General features: G+C 37.7%; 21 protein-coding genes. 20 read left to right on the top strand and 1 reads right to left on the bottom strand.

Going from position 1 to position 26715, the window contains the following annotated elements; all coding sequences use genetic code 11:
• The first annotated feature begins 16 nt into the window (after window positions 1–16).
• The 5 genes from SOM16_RS12025 (at window position 17) to SOM16_RS12005 (ending at window position 9633) form a co-directional block, all read left to right on the top strand.
• On the top strand, window positions 17–5464 hold the full coding sequence (locus SOM16_RS12025; RefSeq protein WP_320464245.1) for a gliding motility-associated C-terminal domain-containing protein: 5448 nt from the start codon (window positions 17–19) through the stop codon (window positions 5462–5464).
• An 18-nt stretch (window positions 5465–5482) separates the two neighbouring features.
• Window positions 5483–6457 carry a type IX secretion system membrane protein PorP/SprF gene (locus SOM16_RS12020; protein ID WP_320464244.1) on the top strand — a complete coding sequence of 325 codons (975 nt, stop codon included), beginning with the start codon at window positions 5483–5485 and terminating at the stop codon, window positions 6455–6457.
• Between the two features lie 3 nt (window positions 6458–6460).
• Window positions 6461–8401: an OmpA family protein gene (locus SOM16_RS12015; RefSeq protein ID WP_320464243.1), complete on the top strand. Its 1941-nt coding sequence runs from the start codon at window positions 6461–6463 to the stop codon at window positions 8399–8401.
• A gap of 118 nt (window positions 8402–8519) precedes the next feature.
• Window positions 8520–8684, top strand: coding sequence for a hypothetical protein (locus tag SOM16_RS12010; protein WP_320464242.1), 165 nt, complete (start codon window positions 8520–8522; stop codon window positions 8682–8684).
• 301 nt (window positions 8685–8985) lie between these two features.
• Window positions 8986–9633 carry a response regulator transcription factor gene (locus tag SOM16_RS12005; protein WP_320464241.1) on the top strand — a complete coding sequence of 216 codons (648 nt, stop codon included), beginning with the start codon at window positions 8986–8988 and terminating at the stop codon, window positions 9631–9633.
• 2 nt (window positions 9634–9635) lie between these two features.
• On the opposite strand, the gene SOM16_RS12000 is transcribed toward SOM16_RS12005, so the two are convergent.
• Window positions 9636–10214, bottom strand: coding sequence for a phosphoribosylglycinamide formyltransferase (locus SOM16_RS12000; protein ID WP_320464240.1), 579 nt, complete (start codon window positions 10212–10214; stop codon window positions 9636–9638).
• Between the two features lie 242 nt (window positions 10215–10456).
• Between SOM16_RS12000 and rpsT the strand changes: the two genes are divergently transcribed.
• From rpsT to SOM16_RS11925, 15 genes are all read left to right on the top strand, one after another.
• Window positions 10457–10711, top strand: a complete 255-nt coding sequence (gene rpsT / locus SOM16_RS11995; RefSeq protein ID WP_010603296.1) for a 30S ribosomal protein S20 — start codon at window positions 10457–10459, stop codon at window positions 10709–10711.
• 72 nt (window positions 10712–10783) lie between these two features.
• A complete protein-coding gene (gene radC, locus SOM16_RS11990; protein WP_320464239.1) occupies window positions 10784–11482 on the top strand; it encodes a RadC family protein in 699 nt (232 codons plus the stop codon).
• A 331-nt stretch (window positions 11483–11813) separates the two neighbouring features.
• On the top strand, window positions 11814–12650 hold the full coding sequence (locus SOM16_RS11985) for an endonuclease/exonuclease/phosphatase family protein (RefSeq protein ID WP_320464238.1): 837 nt from the start codon (window positions 11814–11816) through the stop codon (window positions 12648–12650).
• Between the two features lie 11 nt (window positions 12651–12661).
• On the top strand, window positions 12662–13414 hold the full coding sequence (locus SOM16_RS11980) for a prolipoprotein diacylglyceryl transferase (protein ID WP_320464237.1): 753 nt from the start codon (window positions 12662–12664) through the stop codon (window positions 13412–13414).
• A 6-nt stretch (window positions 13415–13420) separates the two neighbouring features.
• Window positions 13421–14815 carry a radical SAM protein gene (locus SOM16_RS11975; protein WP_320464236.1) on the top strand — a complete coding sequence of 465 codons (1395 nt, stop codon included), beginning with the start codon at window positions 13421–13423 and terminating at the stop codon, window positions 14813–14815.
• Window position 14816: 1 nt separating this feature from the next.
• A complete protein-coding gene (locus tag SOM16_RS11970; RefSeq protein ID WP_320464235.1) occupies window positions 14817–15005 on the top strand; it encodes a hypothetical protein in 189 nt (62 codons plus the stop codon).
• A gap of 1 nt (window position 15006) precedes the next feature.
• Window positions 15007–15198, top strand: coding sequence for a hypothetical protein (locus SOM16_RS11965; protein ID WP_320464234.1), 192 nt, complete (start codon window positions 15007–15009; stop codon window positions 15196–15198).
• A 244-nt stretch (window positions 15199–15442) separates the two neighbouring features.
• A complete protein-coding gene (pheT, locus tag SOM16_RS11960; RefSeq protein WP_320464233.1) occupies window positions 15443–17842 on the top strand; it encodes a phenylalanine--tRNA ligase subunit beta in 2400 nt (799 codons plus the stop codon).
• 31 nt (window positions 17843–17873) lie between these two features.
• Window positions 17874–18164, top strand: a complete 291-nt coding sequence (locus SOM16_RS11955; protein ID WP_320464232.1) for a hypothetical protein — start codon at window positions 17874–17876, stop codon at window positions 18162–18164.
• 33 nt (window positions 18165–18197) lie between these two features.
• Complete coding sequence (locus tag SOM16_RS11950) at window positions 18198–18488, top strand: cell division protein ZapA (protein WP_088302948.1); 291 nt, start codon at window positions 18198–18200, stop codon at window positions 18486–18488.
• A gap of 304 nt (window positions 18489–18792) precedes the next feature.
• Window positions 18793–20364, top strand: coding sequence for a ribonuclease Y (gene rny / locus SOM16_RS11945; RefSeq protein WP_320464231.1), 1572 nt, complete (start codon window positions 18793–18795; stop codon window positions 20362–20364).
• Between the two features lie 131 nt (window positions 20365–20495).
• Complete coding sequence (locus SOM16_RS11940) at window positions 20496–20639, top strand: hypothetical protein (RefSeq protein WP_320464230.1); 144 nt, start codon at window positions 20496–20498, stop codon at window positions 20637–20639.
• 1031 nt (window positions 20640–21670) lie between these two features.
• Complete coding sequence (locus SOM16_RS11935) at window positions 21671–22186, top strand: DUF962 domain-containing protein (RefSeq protein WP_320464229.1); 516 nt, start codon at window positions 21671–21673, stop codon at window positions 22184–22186.
• Between the two features lie 111 nt (window positions 22187–22297).
• Window positions 22298–25105: a TonB-dependent receptor gene (locus SOM16_RS11930; protein ID WP_320464228.1), complete on the top strand. Its 2808-nt coding sequence runs from the start codon at window positions 22298–22300 to the stop codon at window positions 25103–25105.
• A gap of 34 nt (window positions 25106–25139) precedes the next feature.
• A complete protein-coding gene (locus SOM16_RS11925; RefSeq protein ID WP_320464227.1) occupies window positions 25140–26660 on the top strand; it encodes a hypothetical protein in 1521 nt (506 codons plus the stop codon).
• The last annotated feature ends 55 nt before the right edge of the window (window positions 26661–26715 follow it).

Genomic DNA, 26715 nt, shown 5'->3' with positions numbered 1-26715 from the left:
ATTAAATAAAACGAATATGAAACAATTTGTACGCTATGTTTTTCTTGTACTATTAATTGTGAGTGGGTTTTTGGCTAACGCTACAGAGAACGTTCCAATTAAGAGATCTGAAACGAGTAGATTAGCTAATGCAGCAAAGCCTTTTAGCCAAAATGCTAAAAAGAATGCTTTAAGGAATTTGAAAACCAATCGGGCAATTTCAATTAGCCTGACCAAAACCGACGAAACTTGTACGAGTAATGGTACCATAAATGCCACTGTAAGTGGAGCACCGCAAGGTGCCACGGTTACTTATAAGTTGACAAGAGACGGTGCCCCTAATTCCTTAATTACTACTACAATGCCTGTTTCTGGCTTAGTGGCAGATACTTATCATGTAACTGCTTATGTAACAACAGAAGCAGAAGGAAATGCAAAAGTAGAAGAGGCTACAGCAACCACTACATTAATTAATACTTACAAGCCGATATTGGCATCATCTACTGTTGCAAGCGCACCATGTGCTACTGGCACTGGTAAAATTACTGTTAACGTTACTCAAGGTGTTTCAGGGAATAAATATGTTGTAACTTCGGCACCAGCTGCATATAACCAGACATTGCCATATCAGCAAAGTAGTAATGTTTTTGATAATATGCCTGCGGGTACTTATCAGATACAGGTTTACAATACCTGTAATGAATACGTAACCATTACAGCCACTGTTGATGTACTACCTCGATATTTATCAGTTTACCCACTAATTGAATATCAGAGTTGCAACAGTATTCTAGTACGATATGGTTTTTCGGCAATTGGTAATCAATCAGTAAAATATCCATTTACTATTAAAACAGATTTGTATGATAGTAATAATGTGCTGGTAGGTACTCAAACCACAGTTTTTCAGGGAACTACAGTTCCAGGAGCTAATCCGACATTAACTCATGCTGTAACTTTAACAAATGCACTTCCATCATTGCCTTTAAGGATAAATGCAAAGTTAACAGATGCATGTGGCGATGTTGTTAACGGACAATGGACAAAAACAAATGAACTAAGCTTAAAAGCAATTTGTCCACCATCTTCAGGTTTTAAATGGGATATGACAGCTTTTGCAAGGCCACGTTCTAATGATAGAAGGCCTGTTATGCTTTATCCAATTACAATAAGTTACGAAAAAGTAGGTGGCGGTGGTGCGGGTTCGGTTGTAGAAGCAGATGACTGGCTCGGTACGGTTACAGGCTTAGAACCCAATCAGCAATATAACGTTTCAATAACCGATGCATGCGGAAGAACGGTAACTGGTCAAGTGAATTCAACAGGCTCTGGTACCGGACAAAAAGCTTTTGTTAATGTTTATCCAGCATGTGGGCCAGGAAACTGGGTGCCACAATTTGGTACAGAAAATATTCCTGGAAATAGACGTATTGATAATATTCGAGTGATTGAATCGCCATATACCTCAGGTAATTGGGCTCCAGGATATACGTTTGCCGGAGACAATAACTTATATTCATTTACAGCAGGACAAATTAGAGAAGGACGTTATGTATTTAGCATAACAATGGGATGTGATGTTGATGTCATCACTGTTAACGCAGTTGGTGGAGGTATACGTTTGACTGATGCAATTTTAACCCCAACAGTTAGCACATGTAATGCTTCCAATGTTGATATTAAATACAGTTGGCTTCAAGGCGGTGCTGATGTTCCGGTTCCGTCTATATATAGTTCAAATGGTTTTTCATTCCGTTTAAGAGATGTGTCCTTGCCAGCAGGTGCTGACAATCCGATTCCTTATCAAGCGAGTACATTATTTACTGATATTCCTAACGGAACCTACGATGTAATCATGTTTGTAAATAGAAGCCCCAGCACACAATGTGATAATGTAATAGGTAAAGTTACTATAAATAACAATGGTCCAAAAATTTCTCCTCCTTTCGGGTATCGTTGTAAAGCCAATGCGGCGTCAACTCCATTTAATGTAAATGTAAATGCTGTGGGTACTGGTGCATTACAATATGCAATAAGCGCTAAAAACGGTGAGGATATAAGTCCGGTTGTGTTTCAAGCTTCAAGCGAGTTTAATAATTTGTCAGAGGGTGTTTATACGATTTTGGTAAAAGATAACTGTGCCACAGCAAATACCACTTTTTCTACTTATTCAATCTCAAATCCTAATATACGTAAAAGCGGGCTTTGTCCTGGAAACGCTGGTTCATTAATCGTTAACGCTGTTCCGGGTTATACTTACCAATGGTCTAAAAATGGAGTTCCATTAGTAGATGGTGGAAACTTAACTGGCACGCAAACTTTTGAGCTAAAGTTTGCCACGTTTACTGTTCCTGCCGATGCTGGAAATTATTCTGTTAAAATAACCTACAAAAACTGTGTTGATGAAATTTATGATATTGAAATTAAAGATGAAAGCCCTAACGCAGGAACAGATGTAGCCACTACGCTATGCTACTCACGCCCAGTTGTTGGTATCAATTTAGATAATTTACTTTCAGCTACAGCTCAATCAAACGGTGTTTGGACAGAGGTAAATACCACAGGGAAATTGAATGGCAATATTTTCGATCCAACAGGGATAGATCCAACCATAGGGCCTTTCCAATTCAAATATACCGTAAATGGTTTTTGTAATTTAGTTGATGATGCAATCATTGCCATCAGTTTTAGTCAAACTGTTGCACCAACAGGTGTAGCCACTCAGGAGTTTTGTAACAAAGCGGGTGTAACTTATACTTTAGCTGATATTTTAACTACAGGAACAGCTATCAAATGGTATCCAGATGCAACAAGCACCACCGCATTACCATTAACAACAACATTAACAAATGGCCAAGCCTACTATGCCACACAAACGGTTGCAGGTTGCGAAAGCTTTGACCGTTTGATGGTAACACCAACATTTAAAGATTGTGCTACTGATGTTGCAATCACTAAAACAGACAACAAAACGACATTTACGCCTGGGCAACCAGTTATTTATACGGTAATAGTCAAAAATAATGGTCCAATAGATGCGTTGGATGTAATGGTTACAGATGCTTTGCCTGCCGGGATTACTACTGAGCAGATGAGCTGGAGCGGAAACGGAGCAACGGGAACAGGTGCATTAAACAATACGATTACCAACTTGGCTAATGGAGCTGAAATGGTTTATACGGTTACTGTAAATGTACCATCAAGTTTCACTGGCGATCTAGTTAATACGGCAACTGTAGCTTCAAAAACTGCCGATTCAGAGCCTGCCAACAATACGGCAACTGATACCAATACGCAATTATCATCAGCTGATATTGCAATCACCAAAACAGATAACAAAACAATATTCACGCCTGGTCAAGCGGTAGTTTACACTGTTACGGTTACCAACAATGGCCCTAGTAATGCAGATAACATTGTGGTTACAGACGCTTTGCCAGCAGGAATTACAGCTTCGCAAATGAGCTGGAGTGGAAACGGAGCAACCGTAACAGGTGTATTAAACAACACGATTGCCAATTTGGCCAACGGAGCTGAAATGGTTTATACAGTTACCGTAAATGTACCATCAGGTTTCTCTGGTAATTTGGTAAACACAGCAATTGCAACTTCGCCAACGCCAGATGCAAATCCTGATAACAATACGGCAACTGATACTAACACACCGTTGTTAGCTGCAGATATTGCAATCACCAAAACAGATAATAAAACAACATTCACGCCTGGTCAGCCAGTAGTTTACACGGTTACGGTTACCAACAACGGTCCGAGTAATGTAGCTAATGTTGTGGTTACAGATGCTTTGCCGGCAGGAATCACGGCTACGCAAATGAGCTGGAGTGGTAACGGAGCAACTGGAACTGGGGCATTAAACAACACGATTGCCAATTTGGCCAACGGAGTTGAAATGGTTTATACGGTTACCGTAAATCCATCTGCAGCTTTTGCAGGGAACCTGATAAATATTGCTACCGTTACTTTGCCAGCTGGAATTACCGATCCAAATCCTGAAAACAACACGGCAACGGATACCAATAGTCCAACTCCAATAGCTGATATCGCTATAAGTAAAACAGATAATAAAACAATGTTTACGCCTGGTCAGCCAGTGGTTTACACAATTACGGTTACCAATAATGGGCCGAGTAATGCAGCAAATGTTGTGGTTACAGATGCTTTACCTGCCGGAATCACTGCTGCGCAGATGAGCTGGAGTGGAAACGGAACAACTGGTATAGGTGCATTAAACAACACGATTACCAATTTGGCAAATGGTGCAAACATAGTGTATACGGTTACGGTAAATGTATCGTCAGGTTTCACTGGCAATTTGGTAAACACAGCGACTGCAGCATTACCAGCAGGATCAACTGATCCAAATACTGGTAATAATATTGCAACTGACACCGATACGCCAGATCCATTGGCAAATTTGGTTACGGTAAAAACGCTTAAAGATCCTACTCAAACCAAATATTATCCGGGTGATGAGGTGAAATATATCGTTAAGGTAAGTAACAATGGCCCAAGTGATGCCAAGACAGTTAACATTATTGATAATGCACCAACTGGCACATCAATTAAATCATGGTCTGCAGCAGGCATAGGTGTAACGCCCTCAAATGCAAGAGGTAGTGGAAATATTAACGAAACCATTTCAAATATGCCAAATGGTGCGGTATTAACTTATGAGGTTTCGGTTTTAACCCCTCTTAACTATACAGCAACCTTTAGAAATTTGGTGGCAGTAACTTCAACCACACCAGATCCAACACCGGATGTGATCTCCAACCCAGATCCCACTTGCCCAACTTGTATCCCATCTCCGTTTGTGGAGCCAATATTCAGGATCGATTTAAGCATTACCAAAAAATCGGAAACTGCTCCAGTTGGAGTAGGCTATGAGTTCAAATATACCATCCAAGTGAAGAACAATAGTTTGTTCGTAGCCAATGGTGTTGTAGCCACCGACGTTCTTCCTTCGGAAATCAGTTACGTGTCTAATCAAACCTCAGCTGGTACTGCAGATTATCAATCGGGTATGAGAACCATGAATTGGAACATCGGAACCTTACAGCCTGGTGCTACTGTAACATTGACTTTGACGGTTAAAGCAGACAAGGCAGGGACAGTAGTCAATACCATTACGGTAAAAGGCAATGAGGTAGATCCAGTATTGAGCAACAATACGGCAACCGATACTAAAGAAGTATTGGATTTCAAAATTCCTAATGTAATTACGCCAAATGGCGATGGTAAAAATGATACGTTTCGTATTGGTGGACTGGCGCTTTATCCAGAAAATACCATGGTTATTTTCAACAGATGGGGTAATGAGGTTTTCCATAGCAATGGCTCGTACCAAGATAATTGGACTGGTGAAGGCTTAAATGCAGGTACGTACTACTATTTATTAAAAGTAAAAGATAGAAGTGGCAACTGGCAAGCCTTTAAGGGATACATCACACTATTAAAAAATAATTAATCCGAAAAACAGTCAAAGATGAAAAAAGGAATAATCATATTGGCGCTTTTGGCCCTTGCACAAATTGCAAGGAGCCAGCAAGATGCTCAATACAGTCAATATATGTTCAACGGGATTTACATAAACCCAGCTTATGCAGGTTATAAGGAACAAACCAATTTACATAGTTTTTACCGCAACCAATGGACTGGGATCACTGGTTCGCCAACCAGTATGAGTTTGGCTGTAGATGCCAGTGCAAATGATGGCAATGTGGGCTTGGCCTTGCAGTTGGCTTCGGATAAATTGGGTGCACAAAATACAATTTCAGCCTATGCAAACTATGCGTATCGCATTAGAATGAATGCAGATGGAAGTTCTCGCTTAGCCTTTGGATTGGGTCTGGGTGTGATTCAGGCAGGATTAAATGGCGATATGCTCGATCCCCTGGATCGGGGCGACCAGTTTATCCCTTTGGGCACAGAAAAACAAATTGCTCCTGATGCAAGAGCAGGTGTTTTTTATGCTGATAACCGTTTTTATGCTGGTTTTAGTGTAGATAACCTTATTGCACAGTACATTTTGGAAGATCGCAATATGAGTATCAGTTTCCCAACGCCAAAGCCTCATTACTATTTAACAGCAGGTATGCTTTTGCCATTAAGTACTGATATCTTATTGAAACCATCATTTTTATTAAAAGATGATAGGGGCGGGCCAACCAGTTTGGATTTGAATGCTTTTGTTTTATTGAGTGAGCGAATTTGGCTTGGGGGAAGTTACCGAACCGGCGTAAAATTGTATAGTAAGGATTACTTACAGAAAGATCTCGATAAAAAGAATTCTGTAGTGGCCATGACAGAAATTTTCGCCACACCACAACTTCGTTTGGGTTATGCTTTCGATTACAGCTTAAGTAAATTACAAGGTTATAGCGGCGGTACGCATGAAATATCGATAGGCTTCTATATCAAACCTAAAAAAGTAAGAATGTTAACGCCAAGATATTTTTAAGAGATGAGAAACGCAATCAAACTAAGCATAATCTTAGTATTAGTAATAGCGCAAGGGCAATTCGCTAAAGCGCAATATGTAATCAAAGAGGCTGATGTTCAGTATGAGCTTTTTAATTATATAAAAGCAATAGAACTATACACCTCCGCGTATCAAAAGAAGAAAACCACCCACGCTGCTGAGCGATTGGCAGAAAGTTATCGTTTAACAAGAGATTACAAACAGGCAGAAAGCTGGTATGCAATTTTGGTAACTATGGAAGGCTCGAAACCTGATGCAGTTTTAAAATATGCAGAATCCCTACGCCACAATGCAAAATACTTGGAGGCTAAAATACAATTTAATAAATATGCAGATTTAGACAAAGCAACTACAGCTGCACAACGTTCATTATGGTCGGCTTCTTGCGATTCGGCCGTTAAGTGGATGCAGAACCCAAGGTCTGTAACCATTAAAAATGAACAGGGCTTAAATTCAGCACAATCTGATTGGGGAGCGGTTAAATATGAAAGCGGATTAATTTTCACTTCGGATAGAACCAATAAATCCGCAGAAGCGAAAGCAAATACTAATCGCCCGTTTTTAAAATTTGATGGCAGTAAATTGCCTGATAGGAATACTTACGGATGGACAGGGAATGGCTATTTACGCTTGTATCAAAAAAACGGTGACAGCGTTAGTCTTTTTCCAATCAATCCAGGAACCAACTATCACATTGGGAGCCCAAGTTTTACAGCTGATGGAAATGAGTTTTTCTTTACATTGACGAGAATCCCTGATCACATCGAAAGGAAAAAAGGAGAACCATCAACCATCAATATCGAGCTTTATTCGAGCGAAAAGGTTGATGGTAAATGGGCAAAACCAAATGCTTTTAGGTATAACGCAGTTAATTCATATTCGGTGGGCGATCCTTTAATTAGTGGCGATGGTAAAACGCTTTATTTTGTATCGAACATGCCTGGAGGAAAAGGTGGAACTGATATCTATAAATCGACAAGAAATAGTGATAGCACTTGGACTGATGCTGTAAATTTAGCTGAATATAATAGCATTGGCAATGAGCGCACACCAATGATTGATGCCGATAATAATTTTTATTTCAGTAGCGATGGCTTTGCTGGTATGGGTGGGTTGGATATTTTCAAAGCAGAAGGTAATCTTATACAAAATATGGGTTATCCAATTAACGCTGCAGATGATGATTTTGCATTTAGCTTAAGCTCTAAAAATGAGGGTTATTTATCATCAAACAGAGCAGGTGGGCAGGGTAGTGATGACATATATAGTTTCGTTGAAAAATTAGTGGTGAGCTTTAAATTAGAGGGAAAAGTATTTGATAAGCAAACGAATGAGCCTTTAGCAAACGCAATTGTAAGTTTAACAAAGCAGGATGGAAACACCTTGAAAACTTCAACTACTGATGATGGAAGTTTTAAGTTTAATTTAGATGAGGAAAGCGATTATGCCATTGAGGCTGGTAAAACAAATTACCGCACTGCCGCTGGAGAACCGCTAACGACAAAAGGATTGACAGAATCAACAACGCTGAAAAGAGATATGTTTTTAGAGGCTATCGTAATTGGCAAAGCCATCAAATTGGAAAACATTTATTACGATTTCGATAAATCGGACATCAGGCCCGACGCTGCGGTGGAGTTGGATAAGTTAGTTACCATTATGAAAGAAAACCCAACCATTTGGATTGAGCTTGGCTCGCATACCGATAGTCGTGGTAACGATCAATATAACCAATGGTTATCGCAAAGCAGAGCAAATTCTGCGGTACAATATATAATTGATAGAGGAGTGGATAAAAGCCGCATCTCAGCTAAAGGTTATGGCGAAAGTATGTTGGTTAACAATTGCTCAAACGGAGTGAAATGTTCTGCCGCAGATCATCAATTGAATCGTAGAACAGAATTTATCATCACAAAACAATAATATCTCTTTTCATATTATGTAATAATGCATCCCAATTGTGTGGATGCATTATTTTTTCCAATTAAATTTAATCAATATTAGTCGGTGAAATAAAAATATTAGTTGCTGATGATCACCAATGATTAAACATGGGCTTAAGCTTGTACTGAAGAGCATTTGTTCAAAATCTACAATATTAGAAGCAGAAGATTTAAATAGCGCAACCACCTTAATTTCTGGGAATGATATGAGTTTAATTGTTTTTGGTATCAATATGCCCGGAACGGAGAAATTGGAAGAATAGATTCAGTTCATCGTTAAGGAAACAAGAGGGGTGATTATTTCTGGATAGGGCAAAAGTAGTGCTCGTATTAGTAATTTATTGGCTGCGGCTGTATTTATATTCAAAGATTCTTCAGTAGCTGAAATTAAAGAAGTTTTTTCTGCACTTATTTCTAACGATAAACAAAAAGTGTAACTGGGGTTGTGGGTAAAATTGAGGTTTATTTTCTACGTTAATCCCCATTAGTCTAAATCCCAAATTATTATTGTGGAGTTTAAACCTCATTTTTTGAATGTGGTGCCGTTTTTGTAAGTACTTGGTAATGAACATCTCCATTCTCGACGATCATAAACTTTTATCTGAATTGCTCAAACTCTCACTTTCCGAGTTTGATTTTATCGAATCGATACGAGTTTATAATAATCCGGTATTTTTCTTTGCCCATTTAGATGTTTTAAAAACTGATGTTCTTATAATGGATATGTTAATGCCAGAAATGAATGGCATTGATGTAATTAATGAAATAAGAAAAACCAAAGGAAAAAGAGTTTTGAAAATTCTTGTGCTTTCTACTGTCACTACATCAAGTGTTATTAAAGATGCATTTAAAAGTGGTTCAAATGGCTACTTATGTAAGGATGCATCAATTGAAGAATTGATTAGGGCAATGCAATTTGTTGATAAAGAAGTTGATAAAATCTATATTGGCGAAAGTCTGAAAGACATTCTTATCCAGTCGCAACTGTTCGAATCGATAAAGTTTAATTTATCTCCAAGAGAGAAAGAATTGCTGCAAAATGTTTGTACGGGCAAAACAATAAAGGAAATTTCGTCTGATTTGGATCTAAGTATCAATACGGTTCAGAGTTATATGAAGCAATTGATGCGAAAAATGGAAGTGAATAGAACTCCTGATCTTATTTTAAAAGCCATTAAATATGGCTTATTTCATCCCGATTATATCTTATAATTCTACTTCTTAACTTTTTTAACCACAGCCTCTACAATTCTTGGATAATGGAGGTGCTCCAATTGCTGTCCTTTAAACTTCACCATTTCGAGGTTATCGCTTTTATCTATTTTGTACCTGGCCTGGTAAATGTATTCACCCTCATCGTAATTTTCATCAACATAATGAATGGTAATGCCGCCTTCACTTTCGCCAGCAGCAATTACAGCATTATGTACATGATCTCCATACATGCCTTTCCCTCCGAATTTTGGTAGGATAGCCGGGTGGATATTTACAATTCTGCCCGGGTAAGCGGCAATTAGATTTCGAGGGATCAGCCAAAGGAAACCTGCCAGTACAATAAAATCAATATCAAGATTCTTCAACAGGTCTATTATTTCTTCTGTTTTATAGAATTCTTGCTTATCAAAAATATGGGTAGGGATTTCGAAGTTATCAGCCCTTTGCAATACATAAGCATCAGCGTTATTGGTAAGCACCAGCGAAATTTCTATATCGTTACTGCGTTTAAAATGCTCCATTAGTTTTTGGGCATTAGAGCCAGAACCGGATGCAAAGATGGCTATTCGTTTTTTCACTCAAAATGTGTTTGCCCCAAAAATAGCATTTTTGCCCATGTTTTCGGTATTCAAATTAAATTTTATTATTGCTGGTAACGTGTTATTAATGAATAAATTTATCGTATTTTCGCAGTTCGGATTTGATGTTAAATAACAGAGAATAAAAAAATTAAAATCTTTTGTGTTTTAAAAAGATAAACTCTATATTTGCAACCCGAATTATAGGAAACGATTAAAGAAAAATAAAAGGCTAAATAGAAATGGCAAATCATAAATCTTCATTAAAGAGAATTAGAGCAAACGCAACAAAACGTTTACGTAACAGATATCAGGCAAAAACTACACGTACTTTTATTAAAAGATTACGTGCTGCAGAAGATAAAAAATCTGCATCAGATTTATTGCCTAAAGTAATCTCTATGTTAGATCGTTTAGCTAAAAAGAACATCATTCACAAAAATAAAGCGGCTAATAATAAATCAAAATTAACGAAATTCGTTAACGGTTTAGCATAATCCAATTTTTTTACGATATTAGTATCAGGCATCCCAACCAAACGTTGGGATGCCTTTTTTTTGTCGAAAAAAATGGAGAACTACGATCAGAAACTTGGTATTAAACTTTGGGCAGAGGAAGATCGCCCGAGAGAAAAATTATTACAACATGGCAGAAGGTATTTAACGGATGCCGAATTAATCGCTATCCTGATTGGATCAGGAAACAAAAATGAAACCGCCGTTGATTTAAGTAAACGCATTTTATCATTCTACGATAATAGCCTCACTAAGATTGGAAAGGCATCTATCCAGGATCTTTCTAAATTTAAAGGAATAGGCGAAGCTAAAGCAATTTCTATCATAGCTGCGCTAGAACTCGGACTCCGTAGGAAGGAAACCCAGGAAGAACAGGTTCTACAAGTTACCGCCTCGAGCGATGTTCATCAGTATATGCACCGAACTTTTACAGGTCTTAATCACGAAGAATTCTGGATTTTACTGCTTAATCGCTCTAATCATGTTATCGGCAAGCACCTTATTAGTAAAGGCGGTCAGGCAGGTACAGTTGCCGATCCTAAAATCATCTTTAAAATAGCACTGGAATACAATGCGGCTAATATTGTGCTGGCCCATAATCATCCATCAGGAAGTTTAAAGCCTAGCGAAAGTGATGATAAACTAACTAAAAATCTTATTGCCTCCGGAAAGATGCTGGGACTTTATGTAGTGGATCATGTGATCTTTGCAAATAACCGATACTATAGTTATAAGGATGACCAGATGTTGTAGGGACTATGTTTATAAGATCAGGGTGCACTACGATTAAAGGATTAAAAGATCAGGGTGTAAATAAACTTATCTGCTTACGAAATTTCAAAAGCCTGTGCGTTGAAGAATTTCGCAAGTTTTGATGATCGTACTGTAGAACTTTCGAAGTATTACCCTCAACAAAGACCAACAAACATCATGAGGTTGATGTTCATTCGTGAAATTTAAGCAGTTCATTAATATATGGAATCATGATGTTAACGTTAACCCAGGTGTTTATAACAACTTCAATACTTAAAACTGATTTAACATGAAATTGGTAATATTTGCAAATTGAAACTTTAATCACATTATGAAAGCACTAAAAATTATTACAGCATTACTTCTTCTTTCTACACTTGCTTTTTCACAGCAAAAAGGAACGCCGATTAATATCATTACTTATAATATTCGTTTAAATGTTGCCTCTGATGGTGTAAATGCCTGGCCGAACCGGAAAGATAATGTCAAGGCTTTAGTTAAATTTCATGATGCCGATATTTTATGCGTTCAGGAAGCTCTCCCAGAGCAGTTTGATGCTTTATTAGAAAAATCAAATTTTGAAGTGGTGGGTGTTGGTCGCGAGGACGGAAAGCGTAAAGGAGAGTTTTCTGCGGTGTATTTTGATAAGGATCGTTTTACTAAAAAAGATGGTGGAACTTTCTGGCTCTCACAAACGCCTGATGTACCTTCGAAAGGATGGGATGCGGCTTTAAACAGGGTTTGTAGCTGGGTAAGGTTATTTGATAAATTAAATAAGAAGGAGTTTTTGGTGTTTAATACCCATTATGATCATATTGGCGTTCAGGCGAGAATAGAATCTGCGAAGTTGTTGAAACAGAAAATTCAGCAGATTGCGCCAACATTGCCTGTTGTTTTTACAGGTGATTTAAACGTAACTCCGGAAACTGAAGCTATATCTACTATAAAATCTTTCCTTACGGATGCAAAAGAAATATCTATAGAACCTGCTTACGGGCCGAACGGAACATTTAATGCATTTGATTTTAACAGCGATCTGAAAGATAGGATCGACTATATTTTTGTGAATAAGGGTTTCAAGGTGCAGAAGTTTGCCGTTTTAAGTGATAGTAAAGATAAAAGATATCCATCTGATCATTTGCCTGTTTTTGCGAGGCTTTGGTTTTAACTTACTTTATATTGAATTCTAGTAGTCCTTTTCCATTTCGTTTTGAACTTTTTGGTAATCAATATCATTACCATTATATTTTTGAAACCCTTGCCTTCATAGTAGGTGTAAGGGTTTATTACTTTTTAAAGAAAGGTATTGCAGATCCTATTTCTGATGAGAATCGGTTATGGATTATGCTTGGGGCTATGCTTGGTGCACTTATCGGCTCACGTGTTGTTGCGGTTTTGGAAACTCCAGCGGTTTTGAACCATCTGAGTTTTTCGTTTATCTATCAAAGTAAAACCATTGTGGGCGGCTTATTGGGTGGCTTATTCGGCGTAGAGATCATTAAGAAGATTATTGGAGTAAACATTGCTTCAGGCGATATATATGTCCTTCCAATTTTAATTGCTTTATTTATTGGTCGCATTGGTTGTTTCTCTATGGGTATTGATGAGCCCACTTACGGGGTTCCAACTGCTTTATTTACAGGGATGGATTTGGGTGATGGCATCATGAGGCATCCGATTATGCTTTATGAAATGCTTTATTTGATAGCGCTCTTCTGCCTTTTCAGGGCGCTTAAAAATAAAAGCCTGATTAATGGTGATCGCTTTAAATTGTTTATGGTGCTGTATTTTCTGTTTCGATTTTTAATTGAGTTTATAAAGCCTTATCAATCATTATTCTTAAATTTAAGCAGCATTCATTGGTCGGCAATATTAATTTTTGCGTATTATTATAAATTCATCATCAGGATTACGAAAACTATTTTCACTTAAAGGGATATGGCGAATACGCGAGATTATATTTATTACGATTATACAAAGAGTCTTTGTCCGGAATGCCTTCAGCTTTGTGATGCAAAAATTGTGTTTCAGGATGCGAAGGTTTTTATGTTGAAAAATTGCAGAACACATGGCGATAGTAAAGTGATGATTGCCGATGATGTGGAATACTATAAACAAATTAGAAATTACAATAAGCAATCAGAAATGCCACTGAAGTTTAATACGAAAGTGCATTATGGTTGCCCATATGATTGCGGCCTTTGCACCGATCACGAACAGCATTCTTGCTTAACGGTGATCGAAGTTACCGATCGTTGTAATTTAGCTTGCCCTACCTGTTATGCAATGTCATCTCCAAACTATGGCAGGCATAGAACTTTAACAGAAATCGAACGTATGATGGATGTGGTGGTGGCTAACGAGGGAGAGCCTGATGTGGTTCAGCTTTCTGGTGGTGAGCCTACTGTTCATCCGGAATTCTTTAAAATTCTGGATCTGGCTAAAACCAAGCCGATCAAGCATTTGATGGTAAATACCAATGGCATCAGAATAGCCAAAGACATCAACTTTGTAGAGAAGTTGGCTTCTTATATGCCAGATTTTGAGATTTATCTTCAGTTTGATAGTTTCAGTCCGGAGGTATTAACCAAAATGAGGGGTGAAGATTTAACTGAAGTTAGAAAGAAAGCAATAGACCATTTGAATCAATTCAATGTTTCGACTACATTAGTGGTGACCTTACAAAATGGCCTGAATGATCATGAAATTGGTGATATCCTCGATTATGCTTTGAAGCAACGTTGTGTTCGTGGCGTTACTTTTCAGCCTACACAGGTTGCTGGCCGGAATGATGATTACAACGACCAGCAGGGCAGGATTACCTTAACTGAGGTAAGGCGCAAAATTTACGAGCAATACCCAACCTTTACGCCTCAGGATTTAATTCCTGTACCATGTAATCCTGATGCACTTTGCATGGCTTATGCCTTAAAAGTAGGGGATGAGGTTTTTCCGATGACGCATTTGATTAACCCGGAAGATTTATTGAACAATTCTAAAAATACCATTGTTTTTGAGCATGATGAAAAATTGAAAGAACATATGCTTAATTTATTTAGCACGGGTGTTTCTGTAGATTGTGCTGAAGATACTTTTGGCGAACTGATGTGTTGTTTACCTCGTGTGAAATCAGATAACTTGAGTTATGATAATCTGTTTCGTATCATTATTATGAATTTTATGGATCCCCTTGATTTTGATGTTCGGGCGGTGAAGAAATCTTGTGTTCATATTGTGAGTGATAAATACAAGATGGTGCCTTTCGAAACCATGAATATTTTTTATCGCGATAATAAGATTGATGCCATCAGGGAAAAATTAAATATGAATTGATATGATTTTAGTTTTGTTTTTTCTTTATGGACTGGCCATCGTAGGTTTGTTCATTGCTGGGATCATCACCATTATTGTGAAATCATCAAATAATCAGCCTGTAAAACTTGGTGTTCAAATGCTTATTGCTTCGATTGTTTTAGTTGTAATAGGTGGAGGTGCCTGTGCAGTAATATTAGCTAATTCTTAAAATGGGACTTATCATCTATTGGCTTATTGTTGTTGTTTTATTTATAGTAGGCGTTGTTCAGGTGATTATTAAATCTGTAAAGAACGAACCGGTGAGATCTGGATTAAGATTAATTATTGCATCAGTTATTATGCTGGTTATCGGAGCGGGCGCTTGCGCGGTGATTCTATCCAATTTGAAAATGGGGCATTAGGGTAGTAAAATCTAATCAATATTATTGATTTTAGTTTTACCTTTTCTCCCGCAGATTTAGATGATTACGGCAGATTTTCCTTGCAGTAACATAAAAAATCATAATTGACCAGCTTAGTATTATTGCTCGAAGATTTCTTGTTTAGTTTTCTGCTTTAAGCTTTTAATAATATCTTTGCATTTTATGAAATTAACGTATCAAGAGTTGTCTTAATTCCTGGTACTTACTTCTTGATACTCTAAAAATGAAAATATCATATAACTGGTTAAAACAATTCGTTCAAATAGACAAAACGCCACAAGAACTTTCACTAATTTTAACCGACATAGGTTTAGAGGTGGAAAGTGTGGATAAGGTTCAGCCTGTTGTGGGTGGTCTGGAAGGTTTGGTTATTGGAGAAGTTTTAACTTGCGTACAACATCCTAATGCCGATCGTTTGCGTGTTACTACAGTAAATGTTGGTGGTAAAGATAATCTTCAAATTGTTTGTGGTGCCCCAAATGTTGGTGCCGGACAAAAAGTAGTTGTCGCAACTGTGGGTACAACGGTTTATCCATTGGAAGGTGAGCCTTTTAAAATTAAGGAATCAAAAATAAGGGGTGAAGTATCTCAGGGAATGATTTGTGCAGAAGACGAAATTGGTCTCGGTAAATCTCACGATGGAATTATGATTTTAGCTGAAGATACGGAAATCGGGATTCGTGCGAAAGATCATTTTAAAATGGATGATGATTTTGTTTTCGAAATCGGTTTAACACCAAATCGTGCCGATGCAGCCTCACATTTAGGTGTAGCAAGAGATTTAGCTGCATACTTCAGAAGTGAATACGAGTTGCCAGATCTTTCTGACTTTAAAACAGATAACGAAAATTTGGTTATTCCGGTAGAAGTTGAGGATTTAGAAGCTTGTCCGCGGTACAGCAGCGTAACCATTTCCGGTGTTACCATAGCTGAATCTCCAGATTGGTTAAAAGATAAATTAAAAATAATTGGCCTTCGGCCGATTAACAATATCGTAGACATTACCAATTACGTATTGCATGGTTTTGGTCAGCCGCTACATGCCTTCGATGCAGATAAAATTGCCGGTGGAAAGGTGATTGTGAAGAAGTTAGAAGAAGGAACGCCTTTTGTAACGCTTGACGGCATTGAACGTAAGTTAAGTGCTAACGATCTGATAATCTGTAATGCAGAATCACCAATGGCGCTAGCCGGTGTATTTGGAGGGAAAAGTTCAGGAGTTGGTACTGAAACTAAGAATATCTTCTTAGAAAGTGCTTATTTCAATTCTGTTTCTATCCGTAAGACTGCGAAAAGACATGGTTTAAAAACGGATGCATCGTTCCGTTACGAGCGTGGAACAGATCCTGAGATAACGGTAACGGCACTTAAATATGCCGCTTTGTTAATTCAAGAACTGGCCGGTGGAACGATTTCATCATCAGTTTCTGATATTTACCCACATCCTATCCGTCCTTTTGAGTTCGAAGTAAGTTATACTAACATCAATAAATTAATTGGTGCTCAAATTCCCTCAACAGAAATTAAGCACATTATTACTGCTTTAGGTATTACTGCAACCAGCACGTCTGATGATACTTTGGCTTTGAGGGTTCCATCCTTCAAGGTAGATGTAACAAGAGAATGTGATGTTACAGAAGAAGTATTGCGTATTTACGGTTATAACAACATTGCTATTCCAGCTAAAGTAAATGCATCACTTTCTTATAGTGTAAAGCCGGAGAAAGAAAATACGCATAATGTAATTGCCGATATGTTAACGGCCAATGGCTATGCAGAGATTTTGTGCAATTCGCTTACTAAATCTACTTATTCAAAAAATCTGGATGAAGCGGTCTTTATTTTGAATCCGTTAAGCAGTGATTTGAATGTAATGAGGCAGCAGATGTTAATGCCAGCTTTGGAAAGTGTTGCTTACAACCAGAACCGTAAAAATGCTGATGTTAAATTTTACGAGTTTGGTAAAACCTATCATTTAATTAACGATAAGTATGTGGAACGCCCAAGGTTATTGTTATTAATCTCCGGAGCGAAACAAGGTGAACAGTGGAATCAAAATTCGAAACCTGCAACGTTTTACAATTTAAAATCGGCAGTGGATGCGATTATCTCCCGCTTAGGCATTTCAAGTTATCAAACGGATGCGCTTAGTGATGAGAATTTCGCTTATGGTATTAAGTATTTCAGGGGCGATAAAGCCATTGTGAGTTTTGGTGCAGCCACAAAAGCCGATCGTAAAGTGGCAGATGTAAATGCAGAGGTTTTTTATGCAGACTTTGATTGGGCTGCTATTTTAGATATTGTTAAGAAAAATAAAATTGTTAACAAAGAGCTTTCTAAATACCCCCAAGTGCGTAGAGATTTATCCTTATTGATTGATCAGGCAGTAACTTTCGATACTTTAAAAGGGATTGCTTTTAAGACTGATAAAAAGCTGATAAAGGACGTAGGCGTTTTTGATGTGTATGTTGGCGATAAATTACCAGAGGGTAAAAAATCTTATGCCTTGAATTTTATTTTACAGGATGAGGAACAAACCCTAACAGATAAGCAGATTGAAAGCACTATGCAGAAGCTAATTGCAAATTTAACCCAGCAAGCGGGTGCAGAAATTAGGAAATAAAATATAAATTCGTATTTTTAGAAATAAATTCATGACTTCTGTTGCAGATCAATTAGATAAGGTATTACAAAAAACAACACGTTTAATCGAGTTATGTAATGCATTACAAGAAGAAAATGATTTATTAAAGCTTGAAAATCAATCGTTAAAAGTTGCCGTTGATACTTCTAAAACACAGCGCGTAGATCTTGAAGAAAAATTAAGGGTTACAAAACTGGCAAAAAGTATAGAAGGTACAAGTGAGAAGTCGCTTGATATTAAACAAAAAATTAACGATTTTGTGCGGGAGATTGATAAAAGTATCGCATTGTTAAAAAAATAAATGATGCGTAGAAATCAGAAACTAAGCTAACAAATGGGAGAAATCTCGATTAAAATAACTATTTCCGACCGTATTTATCCTTTAAAGGTAAATACTGAAGAGGAAGAAATTGTGAGACGGGCAGCTAAAATGATCAATGAGCGCATAAAAGATTATCAAGATAATTATGCGGTTAGGGATAAGCAGGATCTTCTTTCTATGGCGGTATTGCATTATGCAACTGCTGTATTGAGAACGGAAAACCAGGTGCAAAACCAGGATACTGCAGTGGCCGATAAAGTTGAAGAATTGGATATTTTACTTAACGGTTTTTTCAAAAAATAAAGGTTCGTTCTTTGGACACCTCATTACACTGAACTTAGTTCAGTGCTTATTAATAAGTTCCTGGTCGCTCGCGTTCGGGATTGGATGATGGTGTACGATAATTAGCATAAAGACATAGCCGCGGCTAGTTTTTGAGTTTCAAAATTTATAAAACTTAACACTTCAATATCTATGGGGTTAAGAGGGCGTATTTCATCTGCTTTATGCACCTGAAAATGGCTTAAATCCCAATTATGCTTAGTTGAGGTTTAAAATAATGAGACTTTAAAAATTAGTTGCGGTTTTTTTTTACTTAAAAAACAAAATGGAGATAACGGAAATTCTAGGATACATATTTGCCCTAATAGCAGGCTTAGGTATCGGTATAGCGGTAGGTAGATTCCTACTTCGCAATTTGCTCAAAGGGCAGGAAGTTGCAGCGCAAAACAAAGTTAAAAAGATTTTAAAAGATGCAGAGAACAATGCAGAAATCTTAAAAAAGAATAAACTTTTAGAAGCAAAAGAGAAATTTTTGCAATTAAAGGCAGAGCATGAACAAGAAGTTAATGCCAAAAATAATACCATCAATCAACGCGAAAATACAATGAAGCAGAAAGAACAATCTGTTAATCAGCGTATGGAAAACTTTAATAAAAAGGAGCAGGAGCTTGATAAGCAAAAACTAAATCTTGAAAAACAAACTGAATTAGCCGTTAAAAAACAAGAAGAAGTTGAGGTTTTAAAAAATCAGCATTTAACGCAGTTAGAAACGATAGCAGGTTTATCAGCTGAAGAAGCGAAGAACCAGTTGGTAGATAATTTAAAGGAAGTTGCCCGTACACAAGCCATGATCCAGATTAAGGATATTGTGGATGAGGCAAAATTGACAGCCAGTAAAGAGGCTAAAAAAGTGGTAATTCAAACCATTCAACGTACGGCTACAGAAGCTGCGATTGAGAATTCGGTTTCGATTTTTCACATAGAAAGTGATGAAATTAAAGGCCGCGTAATTGGTAGAGAAGGTAGAAATATCCGTGCCTTAGAAGCGGCTACGGGAATCGAGATTATTGTTGATGATACACCAGAAGCGATTATTTTATCTGGTTTTGACCCGGTAAGAAGGGAAATTGCCCGTTTGGCTTTACACCGTCTGGTAACTGATGGTCGTATCCACCCGGCGCGTATTGAAGAGATTGTTGCGAAAACCAAAAAGCAAATTGAAGATGAGATTGTAGAAATTGGTGAGCGTACAGTGATAGATTTGGGTATTCATGGGTTACACCCTGAATTGATCCGTATGGTTGGGCGTATGCGTTACCGTTCTTCTTATGGTCAGAATTTATTACATCACTCTCGTGAGGTAGCTAATTTCTGTGCCACAATGGCGGCAGAGCTGGGCTTAAATGCGAAGATGGCTAAACGTGCTGGCTTATTGCATGATATAGGTAAGGTGCCTGATGATAATCCCGAATTGCCTCACGCTATTTTAGGAATGCAGTTGGCTGAAAAATATAAGGAACATCCTGAAATTTGTAATGCCATTGGTGCCCACCACGATGAAATTGAAATGACCTCCATGATTTCGCCGATTATTCAAGCTTGTGATGCGATTTCAGGTGCTCGTCCTGGTGCACGTAGAGAAGTTGTGGAAAGCTATATCAAGCGTTTAAAAGATTTAGAGGAATTGGCTTTGTCTTATCCAGGTGTAGAAAAAACTTTTGCCATTCAGGCTGGTAGAGAGCTACGTGTGATCGTAGAAAGTGAAAGAATCACGGATGCGCAGGCTGAATTATTAGCCGCGGATATTTCTACCCGGATTCAAACGGAGATGACTTATCCAGGTCAGATTAAAGTTACGGTGATCAGAGAAACACGCTCAGTGGCATTTGCAAAATAATTAAAATGATTGCACAGATTTCGCTAAGGCGGTTGATACGCTAAAGCGATTGATACACTAAAGTGATTGATACGCTAAAGCGATTGATTACACAGATTGAGAGATTACACAGATTATATTAAGCGATGGCAATGTTCATCGCTTTTTTTTTGCTTAATCCTCTCGCCAATGCGCCTAAGTATGATCACACTAAAGTGGTTGGTGACGCAGATACGCTAAAGCAGATGATTACACAGATTAGGGATTCCATAGGTGGCGTAAAGCAATTTGGCTAACAACTTAAACTTGAAATTTTTGCCACGGAAACACAGAACGCACGGAATCAGTATATTTTCAGTGTCTTCCGCGACTCCGTGGCAATTGTTTTAACCTATTGGCTAGTATCTCACCAACGACTTAAACTTGAAATTTTTGCCACGGAACACAGCACGCACGGAATCAGTATATTTTCCGTGTTTTCCGCGACTCCGTGGCAATTGATTTAACTTAGTGGTTAGTAACTTACGAACGGCTTAAGCTTCGAGTTTTTGCCACGGAAACACAGAACGCACGGAATAAGAATGTTTTCGGTGTCCTCCGCGACTCCGTGGCAATTGTTTTAACCTGGTGGTTAGTAACTTATCAACGGCCTAAGCTTTGAGTTTTTGCCACGGAAACACAGCACGCACGGAATCAGTATATTTTCCGTGTTTTCCGCGACTCCGTGGCCATTGTTTTAACCTAATGGATAGTAACTTACAAACAGCTTAAGCTTGAAGTGTTTGCCACGGAAACACAGAACCCACGGAATAAGAATACTTTCCGTGTTTTCTGTGACTCCGTGGCAATTGTTTTAACCTAGTGGTTAGTAACTTACCAACGGCTTAAGCTTTGAGTTTTTGCCACGGACACACAGCATGCACGGAATCAGTATATTTTCCGTGTTTTCCGCGATTCCGTGGCAATTAATTTAACCACGTGGCTAGTAACTTACCAACGGCTTAAGCTTTGAGTTTTTGCCACGGAACACAGCACGCACGGAATCAGTATATTTTCCATGTTTTCCGCGATTCCGTGGCAACTATTTAACCTATTGGCTAGTATCACCCCAACGGCTTAAGCTTTAAGTGTTTGCCACGGAAGCACAGAGCGCACGGAATAGGCATGCATAGTCTCCGTGTTTTCCGCGACTCCGTGGCAATTAATTCAGCAAATTCTATTTACCAATTAACTGCGTGAAGGACTGCTGATCACCATCTGTGTTTGTCTGTGCAAATCTGTCGTTAAAACTTACGTTACCACGCCATTTTTTTTATAATTTTACCACATGAGTAAGCCAACCATAAATAAAGAACCAAAGCGCCCAATTGATGTGCTTTTTGATCAATATGCAGAGAGCCACCAGAATTCAACCAACAAATTAGTGCATTGGATCTGTGTTCCATTGATCGTTTTCAGCTTACTCGGCCTGATTTGGCAAATCCCTTTTCCTCATTTAAGTTTTTTAGGAAGTTATAATGGTTTTTTCAATTGGGCATCCTTTCTATTGGCCTTCAGTTTATATTATTATTTTACACTTTCACCCACTTTGTTTTTCTTAATGATCTGGGTAGTGGGTTTAATGAGCTACATTATTGTTAAAATAGAACATGCTGTTGGGTTGGGAACCGGAACCGCATATGCCATTTACGCCATCATCTTTATTGCAGCATGGATTGGTCAGTTCATCGGGCATAAAATTGAAGGGAAAAAACCCTCATTTTTAGACGATGTTAAATTTTTGTTAATTGGTCCGATCTGGTTATTGCACTTCATTTGCAGGAAAGTAGGTATTAAGTACTAGACAAAATAGTTGTTAACTTATAATTAACCTTAAGGTAAAGGAAGGTTAATTAATACCTAACTTGTAGTTAACACTGTGGTAATACTTTTGCCCTTATCAAATAAAGGCAAATTGGATTTACGAAACTCTTTCAAAAGAGCGGCACTCACGGTGTTCGCCTTAACTATCAGCATACTTTCGTATGCGCAAACAGGAAAAATTTCTGGAAAAATAACAGATAAAACCACAGGTCAAACTTTGGTTGGCTTATCTGTGCTTATAGAAGGGACTTCAATCGGTACCACGAGTGATGCCGAAGGAAATTATATTTTAAATACTGTTAAACCTGGAACTTACAAAATCAGTTTTTCATTTATTTCCTTTAAAAAGCAAATCATTCCTAATGTAAAAGTTACGCCGGGAAAAACAACCACCATTGATGTAGTGATGGAAGATGATCAATCTACATTAAACGACGTTGTAATTACTGGCGCCAGAAAAACAGGTACAGAAGTATCGTTATTAGCGGAATTAAAAAAATCGCAGTCTATAGCGAATGGTGTGTCATCACAAACCATTCAACGGTCTGGAGATACTGATGCTGCACAGGTTGTAAAGCGTGTTCCTGGTATTACCATAGTTGATAATCGTTTTATTAATATTCGTGGTTTAGCGGAGCGATATAATAACGTTCAATTAAATAATGTAACTGCACCAAGTTTAGAAACGGATGTAAGATCCTTTTCTTTCGATCTAATTCCAAGCAATCAAATCGATCGCGTATTGGTATTTAAAAGTCCTTCTGCTGATATTCCTGCTGATTTTGCCGGAGGTGTGGTGAAGGTTTTTCTTAAAAGTATTCCTGATGATGATCGGTTAACTATTGATTATGGTACAAGTTATCGTCAGAATGCAACTTTTAAAGATTTTAAGAGAACCAACACCGGAAGTTTATATTTTACGGGTTTCAACACTGGGGATAATGATCTGCCTGTAAACTTTCCTTCAAACCTGAATAGTGTAAATGCCAGTAAATTAAATGCTGCTGGTCATGCCTTAAGAAATAATTGGGTGCCAGATGTAAATACAGCCAATTTAGATCAGAAACTTAATATTTATGGCAGTAAACGATTTAATATCAATAATAAATTATTGGGTAATATTACAGCAATAACTTATAGTAACAGTAAAACAAATAATGCTGTTTTTAGAGGTAATTATGAGGTTTATGATCCCATTTCAAAAATAGCTGAAGAAAATTACCGATATAATGATGATCAGTACACCTATAATGTACGTTTAGGTGTTGTTCATAACTGGGCATTTAAATTAGATAACAACAATACATTCGAATTTAAAAACTTATATAATCAATTGAGTACTTCTCAGTATGTAAGTAGGATGGGTGCTGAAAAACAACAAGAGTATGCCAATTTTGCATCTAACGTTCTTTATCGGGGCATTTATTCCGGACAGCTATCCGGACTTCATAAATTTAATAATGAAAACACAAAATTTGATTGGGTAGCCGGTTATAGTAAATCTTTCAGAGATCAGCCGGATTATTCACGTTATAGAACATTGGCTAATGGAGATGGTACATTTAATATTTTCGTGCCGACTGGTGGTGCTCAACCTGAATTTTTAGGAAGATTTTATTCTAAAATGAATGAAGACATTAAAACTGGTGCATTTAATGTAGAACAGGCGCTGGCTCCAAAAGCAGAAGGTTTTAAGCCGTCTGTAAAGGTTGGGGGTTATTACGAGGATAAACAAAGAACCTTTTCTTCCAGGAACATTGGTTACGTAAGGGCAAACTCGTTAAATTTTGACCAGTCTTTATTGAAAGGAACGATTGAAGAACTTTTCGACTGGAAAAATATAAATACCACAACAGGTATAAGACTGGATGAAAAATCTAATCCTTACGATAACTACGATGCTTCCAACAAGCTTTTTGCTGGATATGCCAACTTTGTTTTACCATATAAAGATAAGCTAACCGTTGTAGCTGGAGCGAGAGTTGAAAATAACGTCCAAAAACTAAATAGCTTTAATGCTGATGGACCTGTTAATGTAAATAATGATATTACCCGGGTACTTCCTTCTGCGAATTTACAATTCAATTTAACTGAAAAATCATTATTCAGACTGGCCTATGGCAAAACACTGAACAGACCAGAATTCAGAGAGATTGCACCTTTCTCATTTTATGATTTTGACCAAAACTTTAACGTTGCTGGTAATCCTAACTTAAAAACGGCAAAGATTGATAATTACGATTTAAAATATGAGTTCTATCCTTCATCTGGTGAATTAATTAGTGTTTCAGGTTTCTATAAGAAATTTAAGGATGCCATTGAAATGACTGCAGTACCCGGATCTAATGCACAGTCTTTTAATTTTAGCAATGCGCAAAAAGTAAGAAACGTTGGGGTAGAGTTAGAGATGCGCAAATCATTGGCGGGTATTAGCGACAGTAAATTTTTAAATGATATTACCTTAACGCTAAATGCTTCATACATCAACAGTAAAGTGATGTTCGAAGGGGCTAATGCTATTGGTCAATCAAATGATCGCCCAATGCAAGGTCAATCTCCATATATCATCAACACAGCTATATTTTATAACAACGTCAAATCTAAATTTCAGGTCAATTTGCTTTACAACGTTACAGGTAAACGCATCGCTTTTGTTGGTACTGATCTGATCAGAGACATTTATGAAATGCCAAGAAATGTAATTGATCTGGTTGTTACTAAAAATTTCACAAACAAAATTACTTTAAAAGCCAACTTCAACGATTTGCTGAATCAGAACTTCACGTTGATGCAGGATGGAAATCAGGATGGCAAATTTGATCAATCGGTAGATCAGGTTACGGCACAATTTAAAAGTGGTCGCCAGGTTGGTCTAACACTTTCTTATAAATTATTTTAAAAACTTATAAAGACATAAAAAACGAAAAATGAATATGAAAAAGCTCTACAAGCCAAAATTTGGTATTAACGGCCTTAAAACAATGATGTTTGTTTTGGCAGGAACGTTAATTTTTAGTTCATGTAAAAAAACTACTATTATCGAGTATAACGAATCGGGATTTAATGGTGGTGGCACGGGTACCGTACCAAATCCGGCTACGGGATTCACTAAACCAATTGTAGAAGTGGCAGCTGGTAGCATCACTGTTAATACAAGATGGACCAAGGACAATATCTACAGACTTAATGGTTTTGTAAGAGTAGGACGAGATGCTAAAAACAAAGCTGGTTTGGCAGCAGTAGAAGGTATTACCTTAACTATTGAAGCTGGTACAGTAATTATTGGTGATAGAGAAACCAAAGGTACTTTAGTGGTGCAACGAGGTAATAAACTAATTGCTGAAGGTACAGCGGCTCAGCCAATTATCTTTACATCAGAACGTGGAGCAGGTTTACGTGAGCCAGGAGATTGGGGTGGTGTGGTATTGTGTGGAAAAGCAACAAACAACCAATCTGGTGGTGAAGCGGAATTGGAAGGTGCTTATGAAGGCTGGCATGGTGGAACAAGCGATGCTGATAACTCTGGTATTTTAAAATATGTTAGAATTGATTATGCAGGTACGCCAATTCAACCCAATCAGGAAGTTAATTCCTTAACGATGGGTTCAGTAGGTTCCGGAACTTTAATTGATTATGTACAATGTTCTTACGGATTGGATGATGCATTTGAATGGTTCGGTGGAACAGTTAATGCTAAGCACTTAATTGCCTATCGTGGTCTTGATGATGATTTCGATGTTGATTTCGGTTTCCGTGGTACCGTTCAGTTTGCTGTTGGTATCCGTGATGCAAATTCTGCCGATCAATCAGGATCCAATGGTTTTGAAGTTGATAATGATGCTACGAGTACAAATGTTACGCCGTTCACTTCACCTCAATTTTCGAACGTAACCATCATCGGTCCAAAGAAAGATAGAACGAAAACAATCTCAACTCAGTTTCAAAATGCGATGCATTTGAGAAGAAATAATAAGATTAAAATTTATAATTCAGTTTTCACGGCATATCCAAACGGATTGTTTATTGATGGATCTACCACTTTGGCTAATGCTGCAGCTGGCGAATTGGTATTAAAAAATAACGTTCTTGCAGGAGTAGATGGTTGGGGTGCAAATGGATATGGAACTGGCGGAACGACCACCTTCCCTAATCCAATCGGTGTTGAAACGAAATCAACAGGTAATGTTGGTTCTCAAACTATTGACGTTTGGTTCAAAACAGCTTCTTTCGGTAATGAAACTTATACCAAATGGGAAGATGTAGGTATCGATGGTAGCATTTTTGATTTAGGCGCTACACCTAAATTTACCTTAAATACAGGATCAATACTATTAGCAGGTGCTAACTTCACTGGTTTAACTGGTTTTGATGTAGTGAGTCACCGTGGTGCTTTTGGCACTTCAGATTGGACTGCAGGTTGGGCTAATTTCACCCCTCAAACTAATGTATACTAAAAGTTAATCACTTATATTCAGAAGGTCAGATATAGCGATATCTGGCCTTTTTTTG

The sequence above is a fragment of the Pedobacter sp. CFBP9032 genome, from assembly GCF_034045265.1.
GTDB lineage: Bacteria > Bacteroidota > Bacteroidia > Sphingobacteriales > Sphingobacteriaceae > Pedobacter.
Note: the sequence above shows the minus strand (reverse complement) of the source record. Positions and strands in the feature narration are given on the sequence as shown.